The sequence below is a fragment of the Curtobacterium sp. 320 genome (assembly GCF_031455235.1).
Lineage (GTDB): Bacteria > Actinomycetota > Actinomycetes > Actinomycetales > Microbacteriaceae > Curtobacterium.
Genome location: NZ_JAVDSI010000001.1, coordinates 195649 through 211702, shown reverse-complemented (window position 1 = coordinate 211702; position 16054 = coordinate 195649). Strand labels below are relative to the sequence as shown.

Genomic DNA, 16054 nt, shown 5'->3' with positions numbered 1-16054 from the left:
GAACCTGCGGCGCACATCTGTCGCCCTGGCGACACGGACGCGCGCCGCACGCGGCACGGTGTCGCTTCCGTAGCACGGACCGCGCCGCACCGCCCGACCACCGACACCTCACGCGCCAACAGCCCCGTGAACTGTCACCCACCCCGTGAAGTCGCGACCGCGCCGCGCTCGCCCCGCGGCCGCGCCGCACGGCAGAAGGCGCCGGTACCGCGAAGCGGTCCGACGCCCTCTGTGCTCACTCGACGCCCGCCGCAGCGTGCGCCGAGGCGTCTCAGCCGATCGACACGGCGGTCCAGGAGACCGGCGGGAGCTCGATCGTGATGGTGTCACCCTCGCGGCGGACGGACTCGTTCGTGCGGAGCCCGACGCGCTCGGTGTTCGCCAGGTCGTTCACGGCGTGCAGGTCGTCGTCCCAGACGCCCTCGGCACGGACGTCACCGTCGACGGACAGGCCGGCGAGGTCGATCGTGACCGTGGTCGACTCCGACGGGTGCCGGTTCACGAGGAACACCGCGGCGCCGTCGTCCGAGACCGTGGCGGCCGAGTCGACGACCGGGACCTCGCCGTACTTGCCGCCGTCGACCGTGTCACCCGAGGCCTTGACCTGCAGCGACGTGCCGTTGGCGAGCTTCGACGTCAGCGAGAACGGGAAGAACGTCGTCTGGCGCCAGGCCGGGCCACCGGGCTCGGTCATGATCGGGCCGATGACGTTGACGAGCTGCGCGAGCGAGGCCGAGGCGACGCGGTCGGCGTGCCGCAGCAGCGAGATGAGCAGGCCACCGACGACGACGGCGTCGGCGACCGTGTAGACGTCCTCGAGCAGGCGCGGGGCGACCGGCCAGTCCTGCAGCTCGAAGGTCTTCTGCTGCTCGTTCCACTTCGAGATGGACCAGACGTTCCACTCGTCGAAGGAGATGTCGATCCGCTTGTCGGACTTCTTCTGCGCCTGCACGTGGTCGGCGGCGGTCGTGACGGTCTTGATGAAGTGGTCCATGTTCACGCCGGAGGCGAGGAAGGAGGCGAGGTCGTCGCCCTCCTCGTAGTAGGCGTGGGCGGAGATGTAGTCGACGTCGTCGTAGGTGTGCTCGAGGACGGTGCGCTCCCACTCACCGAACGTCGGCATCGACGCCCCGGAGGAACCGCAGGCCACGAGCTCGAGGTCGGGCTGGATCTGCCGCATGGCCTTGGCGGTCATGGCGGCGAGCTTGCCGTAGTCCTCGGCGTTCTTGTGACCGAGCTGCCACGGGCCGTCCATCTCGTTCCCCAGGCACCACATCTTGATGGCGAAGGGCTCCTGGCGACCATTCGACTTGCGGTACTCGCTGAGCGCGGTGCCGGCGTCGATGTTCGCGTACTCGAGGAGCTCGATGGCCTCCTGCGTGCCGCGCGTGCCGAGGTTGACGGCGAGCATGAGCTCCGAGCCGACCTGGTCGAGCCAGTGCTGGAACTCGTGCAGGCCGACCTCGTTCGTCTCGGTCGAGTGCCAGGCGAGGTCGAGCCGGCGGGGACGCTGCTCGACCGGGCCGACACCGTCCTCCCACTTGTAGCCGGAGACGAAGTTGCCGCCGGGGTAGCGGATCGCGGACACGTTGAGGTCCTTGACGAGGTCGATGACGTCCTTGCGGAAGCCGTGCTCGTCGGCGGTCTCGTGCGCCGGCTCGTGGATGCCGTCGTAGACGTGGCGTCCGAGGTGTTCGACGAACCCGCCGAACAGGCGACGTCGCACCGGCCCCACGGTGAACGCGGCGTCGAGGACGAGGTGTGTGCGGGGCATGGATCTCCTTCGATCGTGGGGCTGCCTGCGCTCGGCGAAAGTGAGCGCTCACGTTCCCGAAACGCTAGCGGCTTTCGGCGCGACACGAAAGGGGGCGGCCACGAACATCACGGATCGGTCGTCACCCGCGCCGAAAGAGTGGCGGCACGCCGGGACGCGCGCTAATGTGAGCGCTCACGGAGCACCGACCCTGCTCCGACTCGGCCCGTCCCGATGGAGTGATGCCATGCCGAACCGAATCCCCGTACCCACCCCGCACCCACGAGGCGGCGCCTTCACACGGCGGAGCCTCCTCGCCGCGGGCGCAGCCGCCGCGACGGTCCTGCCGCTCGCCGCCTGCTCCAGCCCCCTCGCCGCCGGCATCGCCGGTGCACCGCTCAACCCGGAGACGCTCGTCTTCTGGAACCTGTTCGGCGGCGGTGACGGCCTCCGCATGCAGGAGATGGAGGCCGGCTACGCCAAGCAGCACGGCGGCTCGTCCTCGCTGCAGGCGACCACGTTCGCGTGGGGCAACCCGTACTACTCCAAGGTCACACTGGCCACCGTCGGGAACAAGCCGCCGGACGTCGCGATCGCCCACCTCACCCGCGCGAAGCCGCTCTGGGACGGCGACCTGCTCGACCCGATCACGAGCGACGACCTGGCGAGCGTCGGACTGAGCGCCAGCGACTTCAACCAGAAGGCCTGGACGGCGCAGAAGACCGACGGCAAGAACATCTGCGTGCCGCTCGACACGCACCCGTTCGTCCTCTTCTACAACGTTGATGTCTGTCAGAAGGCCGGCCTCATCGACAGCGACGGCAAGCTCAAGGACCTGACCGGGATCGATGCCTTCGAGAGCGCGCTCGCCGCGGTCGCGAAGGTCACCGGCGGCACGGCCCTCAACGTCGCCAACGTCAGCGAGATCGCCACCCCGTGGCGGTTCTTCTGGACGATGTACAACCAGATCGACGGTGCGACGCCGTTCATCAGCGACGGCGGCGCGAAGCTCACCGTCAACGAGGACGCGTACACGAAGGTCACCGACATGACCCAGAAGTGGGTCAAGAACGGCTGGCTCAACAAGGGCCTCGACTACGCCACCGCGCAGACGCTGATGTTCACCGGCAAGGCGGGCTTCTTCATGCAGGGCGAGTGGGAGATCAGCACGGCGCAGTCCATCAAGGGTCTCAAGTTCGGCATGGCGCCGATCCCGCAGCTCTTCGACAAGCCCGCAGCGCAGGCCGACTCGCACACCTTCATCCTGCCGAGGAAGGACCGCACCCCGGAGCAGCGCAAGGCGCACATGCTCTTCATCAAGCAGATGCTCGAGCAGAGCCTCACGTGGGCACAGGGCGGCCACGTGCCCGCCTACCTGCCGACCTACGACAGCACCGCGTACAAGAAGCTCGAGCCGCAGGCGAACTACGCCTCGGCCGCCGAGACCGCGGTGTTCGACGACCCGGCCTGGTACGGCGGATCGGGGTCGACCTTCGAGAACACGGTCGGCGCCCAGCTCGCCCTCATCCAGCAGGGCAGCAGCTCCCCCGCGCAGGCCATGTCCGCGATCAAGTCCCAGCTGTCCACCTACCTCAATACCCCGAGCCCGCTGTAAGCCCGCGCGAAAGGCACGATGACGTGACCACAGCACCTGTCCTCGACCGGCCCACCGACGCCACCACGGCGCCGCGTGCACGCCGGGCCGGCTCCTTCCGGACCAGCCTCACGCGCGGCCAGGGCCGCACGGGGTGGCTCTTCCTCGCCCCCTTCGGCCTGTTCTACCTGGCCTTCCTGCTCGGCCCCACGGTGTGGATGATCGTGTCGAGCTTCTTCAACACCTCGACGGTCCGCACCGGGCTCGGCAGCTTCGCCGGGTTCGCGAACTACGCCGAGATGCTCGGCCGTGACGACTTCTGGTCGTCGCTCTGGCACACCCTGCAGTTCACGCTCTACACGACGCCGCCGCTCGTCATCCTGGCGTTCCTCTTCGCCGTGCTGACGAACCGGATGAACCGCGGTCAGTGGTTCTTCCGACTGGCGTTCTTCCTGCCGTTCATCCTGCCGTCGGCGACGATCTCGCTGATCTGGGTGTTCATCTTCACCCCCGCGACCGGTCTGTTCGCGTCGATCCAGTCGGCCCTCGGGCTGACCCCCGGCGCCGGTGTCCTGGCGAGCCCGAACACCGCGATGATCGGTGTCGCGATCGCCACGGTCTGGTGGACCCTCGGCTTCAACTTCGTGCTCTACCTGGCCGGCCTGCAGGAGATCCCGCGCGAACTGTACGAGGCGGCGGCCGTCGACGGCGCGTCGAACTGGCAGCAGATCAAGTCGATCACGCTCCCGCTGCTTGGCCGCACCACGACGCTGGTCATCCTGCTGCAGATCATCGCCAGCCTGAAGATCTTCGACCAGGTGTACCTGATGACGAACGGCGGACCGGGCATCTCGACCCAGGTCTCGCTGCAGCTCATCACCGGCGTCGGCTTCACCGACAACCGACTCGGCGCAGCATCGGCCGCATCGGTGCTCCTGTTCATCGTGATCGTCGCGATCGCGATCATCCGGCAGATCGTCGAGCGCGCTGCCGCCAAGCGAGAGATGGGTGCCTGACGTGACCACCACCGAGAGCATCACGACCGACCGCCCGAAGCTCCGCACCGGGGTCTCCGCGGCGGCACCGGCGAACGCCGCCAAGATCGGCGTCTCCGGCAAGGGCTTCAACCTCGTCGCCGGCATCGTCCTCGGCGTCTTCGCCGTGATCTGGCTCATCCCGAGCCTGTTCGCCCTGAAGACGTCCCTGTCCGACAACGGCGTCGCGGCCCTCGGCGCCAACTCGATCCTGTCGAACTGGAACCCGACGCTGCACTCCTACGCGGCACTGTTCCAGGCCGGCGACATCTGGAACTGGTACCTGGCGAGCGGCATCACGAGCCTCGTGACGACCGCCCTGACGGTGCTGTTCGCGTCGATGGCGGCGTTCGCGCTGTCCCGGCTCGCCTTCCGCGGGCGGAACGTCGCGTTCCTGCTGATCATCCTGGGCATCATGATCCCGACGCAGGTCCTGATCATCCCGATCTTCCAGGAGCTCAACTCGGTCGGCCTGCTGAACACCTACTGGTCGGTCATCTTCCCGCAGGTGCCCGCCGTGATCGCGGTGTTCATCTTCAAGCAGTTCTTCGACGGCATCCCCCGGGAGCTCGAGGAAGCGGCGCGCATCGACGGTGCCGGCATGTGGAAGATCTACTGGTCGGTGATCCTGCCGCTCTCGCGTCCGGTCATCGCGGCGGTGGCGATCCTGACGTTCGTCGGGGTCTGGAACAACCTGCTGCTGCCGCTGTTCGTGCTGTCGAACCCGGACCTCATGACGATCCCGGTCGGGCTCGCCACGGTCCAGGGCAGCTTCGGTCAGCGCTACGCGGACATCCAGGCCGGGGCGATCCTGGCGGCGCTGCCGCTGATCATCCTGTACCTGATCTTCCAGCGGCAGATCGTCGAGGGCGTGACGGGTTCCGGCCTCAAGGGCTGACGCGACCACAGGACGGACGGGAGGGACGGTGCCAGCTGGCACCGTCCCTCCCGTCTCGCATGTGGGAACGTACCTGGCCGGAACGGGCGTACCTGGTCCGTATTTTCGTAGCAGTACACCCGAATCGATCAGGTGCATCCGGCACGCCTGATCGGAACGGGCCCGGTGCGGGTCAGGCGGAGACGGACTCGCGGGCCTGGTGCTTCCAGAAGCCGGAGAACGTGATCCGGGACTTCGGCAGGCCGGCACGGTGCAGGTGTCGACGTCCCTCCGTCGCGAGCGTCGACTCGCCCACGACGAAGGCGTAGCCGCGGTCGTCGGCCGGGACGTGCCGCTGGAGCTCGGCGAGCGCCGCCCGACCCGGGACCGCGTGCGGGGCGACCTCGTCGCGGACGATCCACGTGACGGTGACACCCGTGGGAGCGTCGAGGGGGCGGACGTCGCCTCTGGACGGGACCTCCTGGATGATGCGGCCGACCGCGTCGCGCGGGAGCGAGGCGGCGATGCCGACGACCCCGGGGAGCCCGGTCTCCTCGGCGGCGACCAGCACCTCGCTCGTGTCGGGCGGGCAGTCGAAGATGCAGCCCTGGTCGAGCATCGCGAGTTCGTCACCGGGGCGGGCGTCGCAGGCCCAGATGGCTGCACGACCCTCGGGGGTGCCGTCCGCGTCGGTGTGCACGACGAAGTCGACGTCGAGTTCAGGTGTGCCGTCGGCGAGCCGGCGGAAGGCCGCGACGGTGTAGTTCGCGCAGTGCGGGCGGACGTCCTCGGGGATGGCGAGGTAGGTCGGCCACCACTTGGTGCCGTCGAGGTCGGGCATCCGGAAGGCGTCCTGGTCCGGGCGCTGCACGAACAGGCGGAACCAGTGGTCGAACCCGAGGTACCGGAACTCGTGCAGGTCGTCGCCGGTGACCGTGACGCGGTGCATCGACGGGGCGACCCGTTCGGTGCGGACGACCCGCGCGCGGAAGAGCCGGGGGTTCTCGGGCAGGAGCCGCGGGATCTTCGCCATGAGGCAAGGCTAACCTAAGATGATCTCCGTGCCAGCCCCCATCCCCACCCTGGCTCCCGTCCGGGAGGCCCCCGCCACGCGTCCGACCGACGCGCTCGGCGTGCACCGAACCGCCGTCCGACGCCGGGCCCTGGTGATCGTCGCCCTCGTCGTGGTGCTCGCCCTGGTGGCGGTCGCGAGCCTGCTCCTCGGCAGCAACCGGATCGGCGCCGACCGCGTCCTCGACGGGCTCATGCGCACCGGCAGCAGCACGGACGAGGCGATCGTCTGGGGCTCCCGCATCCCCCGCACCCTCATCGGTGCCGCGGTCGGAGCGGCGCTCGGGATCGCGGGCCTGCTCATGCAGGGGCACACCCGGAACCCCCTCGCCGACCCCGGCCTGTTCGGCGTCTCGTCCGGTGCCGGCCTCGCGGTCGTGATCGGCGTCTACGTGTTCGGCATCACGAGCACGGGCGCCACGGTGTGGTTCGCGCTCGTCGGGGCCCTCGTGGCGAGCGTGGTCGTGTTCTCGGTGACGATCGCGGGCAGCGGGACCGCGAGCCCGGTGCCCCTCGCCCTCGCCGGTGCCGCGGTCTCGGCGCTGCTCGGTGCCCTGACGTCGTTCGTCGTGCTCACCGACCAGGACTCGCTCGACGCGTACCGCCTGTGGGTCGTCGGGTCGCTCGCGGCACGGCAGCTCGACGTCCTCGGAGCGGTCTGGCCGTTCCTCGTCGTCGGACTCGTGCTCGCCGTGCTGAACGTGCGGGCGCTCGACGCACTCGGGCTCGGGACGGACCTGGCGAAGGGCCTCGGCGAGAACGTGCTCGTCGCGCGGCTCGTCGGACTCGGCGGCATCACGCTGCTCGCCGCCGGGGCGACCGCCGCCGCGGGGCCGATCGGGTTCGTCGGCCTCACGGTGCCGCACGTCGCCCGGGCGCTCGTCGGCACGGGGCACCGCTGGACCCTGCCGGTGTCCGCGCTCGTGGGTGCGGCGCTCGTCGTGCTCGCGGACGTGGTCGGTCGTCTGATCGGCGGCTTCGCCGAGGTGGAGGTCGGCATCGTCCTGGCCGTCATCGGCGGGCCCGTGTTCGTCGCGGTCGCACGTCGCCGATCGCTGGTGTCGCTGTGAGCGCGGCGGAGCAGGCGCGAACGCGCACGGAGGCGCAGGCGCGCACGGGAGCACACCCCCGTGCGCACGCCGCTGCCGGCCGTCGCGGCGTCGTGGTGGGTCCCGTCGGGCTCGCCTGGCGCCCCCGCGTCTTCTGGTACACGGTCGCAGCGCTCGGTGCCGTCGGCGTCCTGATCGTCCTCGGTGTCGCGATCGGCTCGACCTGGATCGCCCCGGTCACGGTCCTCCGCTCGCTGTTCGGGCTCGAGACGGGACCGGACGCCTTCATCGTCTCCACCCTGCGCCTCCCCCGCGTCCTCACCGGCGCACTCGTCGGCCTGACCCTCGGCGTCGCCGGCGCCCTCACCCAGACCTTCACGCGGAACCCCCTCGGGACGCCCGACATCATCGGGGTGACCTCTGGCGCGAGCGTCGGAGCGGTGGCCGCGATCGTGCTCGGCGGCGGGTCGTACTCGGTCTCGGCGATCGTCCTCGGCGGTGGCATCCCGGTGGCCGCGACGATCGGTGCGCTCCTCGCGGCCGCGGCGGTGTACGGGTTCGGGTGGCGCGGCGGCGTGCAGAGCTACCGGCTGATCCTCGTCGGCATCGGGGTGAGCGCCACGCTCGACGCCGTCACGAGCTACCTGCTCGTCCGCGCGAAGATCACGGCGGCAGCGGCGGCCTCGCAGTGGCTCGTCGGCAGCCTGTCGAGCACCTCGTGGTCGAGCGTCTGGCCGCTGCTCGTGGTCGCCGCGATCGCCGTCCCCCTGGCCCTGGCCACGAGCGCCGCCCTCGGCATCGGGCAGCTCGGCGACGAGGTCGCGACCGGGGTCGGCCTGGCCGTGCAGCGACACCGACTCGTCGTGATCGCGCTCGCGGTCGTCCTGACCGCCGCCGCCGTCGCCGCGGCCGGCCCGGTCGGCTTCGTCGCGTTCGTGGTCCCGCAGGTCGGGCTCCGGCTCGCCGGCACGAACCGTCCACCCCTGCTGCTCGCCGGAGCGCTCGGTGCCGCCCTCGTCCTCGCCGCGGACCTGCTCGCCCGGTCGGCGTTCCGGTGGCAGGTGCCGGTCGGCATCATCACGACGGTGATCGGCGCCCCCTACCTGATCTGGCTCCTCATCCGTCACCGCAAGGAGATGTCCCGATGACCCGCACCCCGGACACCACGCCCGGCACCACCGTCCCCGTGCTCGAGGCCCGCGGGCTCGCGGTCGGCTACGACCGGCACCCCGTCCTCTCCGACCTCGACCTGCGGATCGAGCGGGGCACCGTCACGACGTTCCTCGGCGCGAACGGCTGCGGGAAGTCCACGCTCCTCAAGGCCTTCGGGCGGGTGCTCAAGCCGCAGGCCGGCGAGGTCCACCTCGACGGGACCCCGATCCGCCGGGAGTCGAACCGAGCGGTCGCGAAGAAGCTCGCGATCCTGCCGCAGTCCCCCGTGGCCCCGGCCGGCACGAGCGTCCTCGACCTGGTGATGCGCGGCCGGAACCCGCACCAGTCGTGGGCGAAGCCGTGGACCGCCGACGACGCCGACGTCGCCGAACAGGCCATCGCGGCGACCGGTCTGACCGAGGTCGCCCACCGGGACGTCGCGAGCCTGTCGGGCGGGCAGCGGCAGCGCGCGTGGATCGCGCTCGTGGTCGCGCAGCAGGCCGAGACGCTCCTGCTCGACGAACCGACGACCTACCTCGACCTGGCGCACCAGCTCGAGGTCCTCCGGCTCGTCCGGCGCCTCAACCGCGAACAGGGATCGACCGTGGTCATGGTCCTGCACGACCTGACGCTGGCGGCCCGGTACTCGGACCGGCTCGTGGTCCTGCACGAGGGCGGTGTCGCAGCGGACGGCACCCCGGCGGACGTCCTCACACCGGAGCTGCTGGAACGCGCGTTCGGGCTGCACGCCCGCGTCGTCGCCGACCCGGTGACCGGGGCCCCGATGATCGTCCCCGAGGCCGACGAGCACGACGTGGTCCGCCACGACGAACTGGCGGGCGCGCTCAACTTAGGTTAGCCTCTCCTAACGTGAAGACCTTTCGCCGCGGCTCCTTCCGCGCCGCCCTCGTGACCTCCGTGGCCGTCTCGGCCCTCCTCCTCGCCGGCTGCTCCAGCACGAACAGCTCCGACGACAGCGCCGGCAGCGGCAGCAGCGCCGCGGCCGACGGCGCCTGGTCGTACAAGGACGCCACCGGCACGACCGTCAAGGTCGACCACACCCCGAAGCGCGTCGTCGTGCTCAACGACATCGCGATCTCGTTCATCGAGTACGGGCTCAAGCCGGTCGGCACCTTCGGGCAGCTCACCATGGCGAAGGACGCCCGCTTCGACGACCTCGACACCGACGGCATCACGCAGCTCGGCGAGGCCTACGGCGACATCGACCTCGAGCAGCTCGCCGCGCTGAAGCCCGACCTCGTCGTCACCTCGGTCTACCCGACGGACGAGAAGGGCACGCTCGACACCACCCAGCCGGGCTACGGCTTCAAGGACAAGGAACAGCAGAAGCAGGTCCAGGCGATCGCTCCGGTCGTCCAGGTCAAGTGGGGCGGCAAGGGCGAGGACGTCATCACGACGATCGCCGACCTCGCCGAGTCGCTCGGTGCGAAGGAGTCCACGGTCGACGCGGCCGAGGACCGCTTCGAGACCGCAGCGGACGACCTCGAGAAGGCCGCGAAGGAGTCCGACCTCTCGGTCGTCTCGATGTACGCCGACGGCGACGGCGCCTACGTCACCCGGCCGAGCGACGAGCCGACGCTGCAGATGTACACGTCCTTCGGCGTCGACTTCGTGAACCCGAAGCCCAAGGGCTTCTACTGGGGCGTCTACTCGTGGGAGAACGCCGGGCAGATCACCGGTGACGTGATCCTGCTGTCACAGCAGGGCTACCAGGTCGCCGACCTCGAGAAGCAGCCGACGTTCGCCGACAACGCGGCGCTCGACGCCGGCCAGGTCCACAGCTGGACCTTCCCGGCGCTCGACTACGCGTCGCAGGCCGGCTACATGACGAAGCTCGCGGGCTGGCTCGAGGACAGCAAGAAGCTGTCCTAGTCGCCACCAGGTGGATGACGGGAGGCGCGGTGCCAGCTGGCACCGCGCCTCCCGTCCGTCACGCGTCGGCCCGGATGCGACCGAGCACCGCGCCCGCCGCCACCAGACGCTCGTCGTCCACGCCCGCCGTCGCGCGCGCGAGCACCTCGTGCTGCGCGTCCAGCGCCAGCGCGAGTGCTCCCGCTCCCCGCGGGGTGACCTCGATCAGCGACGAGCGCCGGTCGTCCGGGTTGGGGACACGACGGACGAACCCGTCGCGCTCCAGCCGGTCGACGATCTTGCTCGCCGCGCCGACGGTGATGACCACCGTGTCGGCGACGTCCTGCACCCGCGCCGCCCCGGCCAGCTCGTCGACCACTCGCAGTGCCGTCGCGAGCCCGAGCGACATGCCGCTCGCCGCGGTGACGGAATGGTCGACGGCGTTCCACAGCTCGATCTGGCTCCGCACCAGGGTGTCGAAGAAGCCGAGGCGGTCCGCCGGGGTCATCGCTGTGCCCCGTCGACGCGGACGACCAGCTTGCCGCGGACGGCTCCGGTCTCCATGTCGCGGTGCGCCTGGACGACGCCGTCCTCGGTGAAGTCGTGGACGCGCCCGATCGGGAACGACAGGGTCCCCGCGGCGACGGCGTCCACCACGCGCTGCAGGACGGCCGCCGGCAGGTCTGCCGCGTCGCCCGAGTACGCCGTGAGCCGGACGCCGTTCGGGATGAAGTCGTTCGGGTAGAAGTCCGGAACGGTCCACTCGTCCGAGAGCATGCCCGTGAAGCACACGGTGCCGTGCACGGCGACGGCCCGCAGCGTGTCCCGGAGCGCACCGGTGCCGACGAGTTCGACCGCGCCGTCCACACCGCCAGGCAGCACCGCGCGGACCTGGTCGGCCACGCTGCCGTCGTCGATGAGCACGTGGTCGACGCCGGCGGCGTGCAGGACGTCCGCGTTGGCCGCCGACCGCGTCGTCGAGAAGACCGTCGCACCGCGCTCCTTCGCGAGCACCGCGACCGCGAGCCCGACGGACGACGTGCCACCCCGGACGAGGAGCGACCCGCCGTCACGCAGGTCGACGCCCGTGGTGAGGGACCCGTACGCGGTCTGCACCATCTCGGGCAGCGCACCGAGCACCGAGGGGTCGAGGTCGCTGCGGAACGGGACGACGCTCGACACCGGGACGCAGGTGTACTCCGCGTAGCCGCCGTCGATCGTGCGCCCCATGCCGCCCATGAGCGCGGCGACCTGCTGCCCTTCGGCGAACTCGCCACCGGGTGCCCGGACGACCCGACCGACGGCTTCGATGCCGGGCACCCGCGGGAAGGAGCCGAACGATCCGAGCCCCTGCCGGAAGTGCTGCTCCGACCGGTTCAGGCCGAACGCCTCGACCCGGACGAGGACCCAGCCCGGCTCGGGGTCGGGGATCGGCAGGGTCCGCATCCGCAGTGCCTCGGGCGAGCCGGGGGCGTCGAGGACGATCGCGCGCATCGTGTCTTCCATTCGTCGAGATTAGCATTCCACGGAAGATACTTCTAGTGATTCCTTCCGGTCACCCCACGGGTACCGCCGCGTTGACCGCCGTCTGCGCCTGCCGCCACACGGCGGCACGGGTGCTCGCGTACGTCCCCTCGACGTTGTCGAAGTGGCGCAGGTTCGCCTTCCCGCCGTCGGTGTTCCCCTGCCAGTAGGCCGTCACCGCGCGGGTCGTCCCGCCGATGAGCCAGATCTGGTCGGCGTCGTCCGTGGTGCCGGTCTTGCCGAACAGGGTCGCACCGTCCGGGGTCTGCCCGCCGCTCGCGGTGCCGCCGCGGAACGCGCCCTGCATCACCTCGAACGCGGTGGTCGCGACGGCGGTCGGGACCGCCTGCCGGCACGAGCGCTGCTGGCCGCCGAGCTGCTCGCCGTCCCGCGAGGTCACCTCGTCGATGACGACCGGCGCGCAGTACACGCCGCCGTTCGCGACGCCGGCGTACGCGGCCGCCATGGTGAGCGGCGCGATGCTCGTCGTGCCGAGCACGGCTGCGGGGTTCGCCGGCAGGGCTCCCCCGGTCGCCGGGTGCACGCCGAGCGCCGCCGCGGTGTCGCGGATGTCGCACAGGTCGAGCTGCTCGGCCATCGATGCGTAGGCGGCGTTCACCGACTGCGCCGTCGCTGCGCGGACGGTGAAGGGGCCGGTCTGCCCCGGTGAGTCGTTCTTCGGGTTCCAGTACCGGTCGATCGGCTGCCCGCACTGCGTCCACGTGCTCCGTCCGTGCCGGGTACCGTCGACGACCGCGTCCGGGCTCCTGCCGGCGGCCAGCCACTGCAGGAGCGTGAACATCTTGTAGGTCGAGCCGACCTGGAACCCGGTCGAGTCGCCGTTCGCCTCGTCGGTGGCGTAGTTCAGCGAGGTCGCGCTCGCGGGCGCGTTCGACGAGCGGTCGTAGTCCTTGTTCTGCGCCATCGTCAGGACCCGACCGGTCCCGGCCTCGACCGTGTCCAGCGTGGCGCCGAGGGCGAACCGGGACTCAGTGGCCGGGTCGTAGCGGTCGAGCAGCGCCTTCTGCTGCCCGTTCAGGTCGAGGTCGAGGGTCGTCTGCACGCGGTAGCCGCCCTTCCGCCAGGCGTCGTCGCGGCGGTCCTGCGTCGGGCCGAGCTGCGGTAGTTCCCGCGCGGCCTCGACCGCGTACTGGCAGAAGAACTCCGCGCCGCGCACGACGGCCTCGCACCCCTGCTGCGGGGGCGTCAATCGGACGTACTCGGTCGGCGTCGACGCCAGTGCCTCGGTGAGCTCGGCACGGCTCAGGTGCCCCTGGTCGTGCATCGACCGGAGGATGACGTCGCGGCGGGCGACGTTGTCGGCGTAGTGGCTCGGGCGCGACAGGTCCCGCCGCTCCGGCCACTGCACGATCGCGATGAGCGACGCGGCCTCGGCCGGGGACAGGTCGGTGGCGTCCTTGCCGTAGTAGCGCTGCGCGGCAGCCTGCACCCCGTACGTCTGGTCACCGAAGTACGCGATGTTGAGGTACGCCGACAGGATCTCCTGCTTCGAGTACTCCTTCGCGAGGCCGATCGCCAGCTTCATCTCGGCGAGCTTGCGCTGCGCGGAACGCTTCGTCGCCTCCTTGTAGGCGGCGTCGCGCTCCTCGGCCGTCGGGAGCTCGCTCGCCTGCTGGATCTTGATGTTCCGCACCAGCTGCATCGTGATGGTCGACCCACCGGAGCCACCCTTGCCGCCCGCGGCGACCACGCTCACGAGGGACCGGACCATGCTCGTCGCGTCGACACCGCCGGTCTCGTAGAAGCGCTTGTCCTCGCCGTCGACGGCCGCGTGCTCGAGGGTGTCGCTGATCTGGTCGAGGCCGAGCTCCTGCCGGTTCTGCGCCCAGACGTTCGCCAGGTGCACCGGCTTCCCACCCCGGTACGCCCAGACCTCGTTGCGCTGCGGGAGCTCACCGATCTCGATGTACTCCGGCATCGAGTCGAAGACCCCGATCGCCGAGGTCGTCCCCACCCCGGCCACCGCCAGCACCGGCGTCACGCCGACCCCGACCAGCAACCCGGCGAGCACACTCCCGCCGACGAAGCCGAGCGCGGCTCCTCCTGCACGTCTGAACGTCATCCCCTGGGCCTCCCCCTCGTGTGGATCACCGCTGCTGCGGTTCCCGGAGCGTCCCAGCCGAGGTCGGACGACAGCCGGGACTTCCCCGGGGAAGTCCGTCACGGCTGCTGGGAAGGTCCCGAGGCGGTACGGATCGTTACAGGAGGCCGTGCTCGTAGGCGAAGATGACCGCGTGCACGCGGTCCCGCAGGCCGAGCTTCGCGAGGACCCGGCCGACGTGGGTCTTCACCGTCGACTCGCTCGTGTGCAGCGACGACGCGATCTCCTGGTTCGACAGTCCCCGTGCCATCGCGAGCAGCACGTCCCGTTCCCGCGGTGTGAGCGCAGCCGCGGGGTCCGGGCCGCCGTCCCCCGGATTCGGCAGCCGGGTGCCGAACAGGTCGAGCATCCGCTGCGTGACGCGGGGCGAGACGACCGCCTCACCCGAGGCCACGGCACGGATCGCGTCGAGCAGCTGCGCGGAGCTGATGTCCTTGAGGAGGAATCCGCTCGCTCCCGCTCGCAACCCGCCGAACGCGTACTCGTCGAGGTCGAACGTCGTGAGCACGAGTACGCGGGTGTCGGGGAGCTGCTCGACGATCGCGGCGGTCGCGGTGACCCCGTCGACGCGGGGCATGCGGACGTCCATGAGCACGACGTCCGGGTGGTGGGCGCGTGCCAGCTGGACACCGGCGGCACCGTCCTCGGCCTCCCCGACCACCTCGATGTCGGGCTGGGCGTCGAGCAGGAGCCGGAACCCCGTGCGGATGAGCTGCTGGTCATCGACGATCGCGACGCGGATCACTCAGGCCTCCTTCCGGACCGGGATCGTCGCCCGGACCTCCCAGCCGTCCGCGGGGCGCGGACCGGCGTGGACGCTGCCGCCGAGGGCGTGCACGCGCTCGCGGATGCCCACGAGCCCACGCCCGGCACCGATCTGCGGTGCGGGGGCGGTCCGTCGAGCGTCGTCCGTCACGGTGACGACGACCTCGTCGGACGAAGTGGTCACGGTGGCGGTCACCGCGCGGGCACGGGGGGCGTACCGCACGACGTTCGTGAGGGCCTCCTGGACGATGCGGTAGACCGCCAGCTGCAGGGCGTCGTCGTCCGGCGGACCACCGGCGACCTCGAGCGTGACGGGGGTGCCGAGCGCGCGGAAGCCGTCGACGAGTTGCGGGAGGTCACGGACGGTCGGCTGCGGGGCGAGGGAGTCCGCAGCGTCGGCGCCGCCGCTGCCGGCACCCGGCTCGGACAGCACACCGAGCATGCGCCGCATGTCGGTCATCGCGCTCCGGCCGACGTCCGCGACGCCGCGCATCGCCGTCGCGGACGGGTCGTCGTCCGGCAGCCCCGCCGCGGCGCCCTCGGCCAGTCGGACCATGACCGTGACCGAGTGCGACACGATGTCGTGCATCTCGCGGGCGATCCGCGCGCGTTCGGCTGCCGCGGCGAGACGGGCCTGCTGATCGCGCTCGCGCGCGAGCTGGCGTGCCCGGTCGATGAGCGCCTCGGTGTAGCGACGGCGATCCCCGGTCGTCGTGCCGATCAGCACCGCGATGACCAGGAAGGCCGGCAGCGCGGGTGCGAAGACCTCGCCGAGTCCACCCGATCCCGGGGCCACGACCCACACGCGGACCGCGGTGGCCGCCGCACCGAGCACGGACGCGACGGCGATGCTCCACCACCCCGCTGCCCGCGACCACCACACGCACGCGGCGAAGGCGGCGAACAGCATCGGCGAGTACCCCGCCTCGGTCCACGCCATCGCGACGACGGACACGAGCCCGGCCACGACCGTGACCTGCGGCCGGGTCCGACGGAACGGGATGCCGGCGACCGCGATGCCGACGAGGACCAGCACCACGACCGTGTTCGTGACCGAGGAGTCCGCGCGCCAGACGCCGCCGATCGCGAAGGCGACCTCGGGGCCGCCCCAGAACAGGATGAGCAGGACGTCCGCCGCGCGCGGGTGTGCGGCCCACCAGCGCCGGATCCGTCCGGGTGCGACGGGCAGCGTGAGGTCCCCGGCGCCGTCGTGCACGGCGCCGGGGACGGGTTCGGTCATC

Annotated in this window: 14 protein-coding genes; 7 read left to right on the top strand and 7 right to left on the bottom strand. The window is 71.0% G+C overall.

Features of this window, described 5'->3' with window-relative positions; all coding sequences use genetic code 11:
* Positions 1 to 271: 271 nt before the first annotated feature.
* Complete coding sequence (locus tag J2X60_RS01040; RefSeq protein WP_309886239.1) at positions 272 to 1774, bottom strand: alpha-N-arabinofuranosidase; 1503 nt, start codon at positions 1772 to 1774, stop codon at positions 272 to 274.
* Positions 1775 to 2000: 226 nt separating this feature from the next.
* Here J2X60_RS01040 and J2X60_RS01035 point away from each other — a divergent pair, with 226 nt between their 5' ends.
* The 3 genes from J2X60_RS01035 to J2X60_RS01025 are packed head-to-tail and all read left to right on the top strand — an operon-like array spanning position 2001 to position 5279.
* Complete coding sequence (locus J2X60_RS01035; RefSeq protein WP_309780219.1) at positions 2001 to 3368, top strand: extracellular solute-binding protein; 1368 nt, start codon at positions 2001 to 2003, stop codon at positions 3366 to 3368.
* A 23-nt stretch (positions 3369 to 3391) separates the two neighbouring features.
* A complete protein-coding gene (locus J2X60_RS01030; RefSeq protein WP_070418180.1) occupies positions 3392 to 4363 on the top strand; it encodes a carbohydrate ABC transporter permease in 972 nt (323 codons plus the stop codon).
* 1 nt (position 4364) lies between these two features.
* Positions 4365 to 5279, top strand: coding sequence for a carbohydrate ABC transporter permease (locus J2X60_RS01025; RefSeq protein WP_083295235.1), 915 nt, complete (start codon positions 4365 to 4367; stop codon positions 5277 to 5279).
* A gap of 172 nt (positions 5280 to 5451) precedes the next feature.
* Here J2X60_RS01025 and J2X60_RS01020 read toward each other — a convergent pair whose 3' ends face one another.
* Positions 5452 to 6291 (bottom strand): siderophore-interacting protein, encoded by an 840-nt coding sequence (locus tag J2X60_RS01020; RefSeq protein ID WP_309886238.1) that lies wholly within the window; start codon positions 6289 to 6291, stop codon positions 5452 to 5454.
* Between the two features lie 28 nt (positions 6292 to 6319).
* Between J2X60_RS01020 and J2X60_RS01015 the strand changes: the two genes are divergently transcribed.
* From J2X60_RS01015 to J2X60_RS01000, 4 genes are all read left to right on the top strand, one after another.
* Positions 6320 to 7399, top strand: coding sequence for an iron ABC transporter permease (locus J2X60_RS01015; RefSeq protein ID WP_229086028.1), 1080 nt, complete (start codon positions 6320 to 6322; stop codon positions 7397 to 7399).
* A gap of 92 nt (positions 7400 to 7491) precedes the next feature.
* Entirely contained in the window at positions 7492 to 8526 is a 1035-nt protein-coding gene (locus tag J2X60_RS01010) for an iron ABC transporter permease (protein WP_309886237.1), read from the top strand.
* Positions 8523 to 9389, top strand: a complete 867-nt coding sequence (locus J2X60_RS01005; protein WP_309780223.1) for an ABC transporter ATP-binding protein — start codon at positions 8523 to 8525, stop codon at positions 9387 to 9389. The genes J2X60_RS01010 and J2X60_RS01005 overlap by 4 nt, the downstream gene beginning before the upstream one ends.
* A gap of 11 nt (positions 9390 to 9400) precedes the next feature.
* A complete protein-coding gene (locus J2X60_RS01000; RefSeq protein ID WP_309886236.1) occupies positions 9401 to 10423 on the top strand; it encodes an ABC transporter substrate-binding protein in 1023 nt (340 codons plus the stop codon).
* 58 nt (positions 10424 to 10481) lie between these two features.
* On the opposite strand, the gene J2X60_RS00995 is transcribed toward J2X60_RS01000, so the two are convergent.
* From J2X60_RS00995 to J2X60_RS00975, 5 genes are all read right to left on the bottom strand, one after another.
* On the bottom strand, positions 10482 to 10910 hold the full coding sequence (locus J2X60_RS00995) for a MarR family transcriptional regulator (protein WP_309886235.1): 429 nt from the start codon (positions 10908 to 10910) through the stop codon (positions 10482 to 10484).
* On the bottom strand, positions 10907 to 11908 hold the full coding sequence (locus tag J2X60_RS00990) for a zinc-binding dehydrogenase (protein ID WP_309886234.1): 1002 nt from the start codon (positions 11906 to 11908) through the stop codon (positions 10907 to 10909). The genes J2X60_RS00995 and J2X60_RS00990 overlap by 4 nt, the downstream gene beginning before the upstream one ends.
* A 49-nt stretch (positions 11909 to 11957) precedes the next feature.
* A complete protein-coding gene (locus J2X60_RS00985; RefSeq protein ID WP_309886233.1) occupies positions 11958 to 14009 on the bottom strand; it encodes a transglycosylase domain-containing protein in 2052 nt (683 codons plus the stop codon).
* Positions 14010 to 14145: 136 nt separating this feature from the next.
* Positions 14146 to 14793 carry a response regulator transcription factor gene (locus J2X60_RS00980; protein WP_309886232.1) on the bottom strand — a complete coding sequence of 216 codons (648 nt, stop codon included), beginning with the start codon at positions 14791 to 14793 and terminating at the stop codon, positions 14146 to 14148.
* Positions 14794 to 16053 carry a histidine kinase gene (locus J2X60_RS00975; protein ID WP_309886474.1) on the bottom strand — a complete coding sequence of 420 codons (1260 nt, stop codon included), beginning with the start codon at positions 16051 to 16053 and terminating at the stop codon, positions 14794 to 14796. It lies immediately after the preceding gene.
* Position 16054 lies beyond the last annotated feature (1 nt).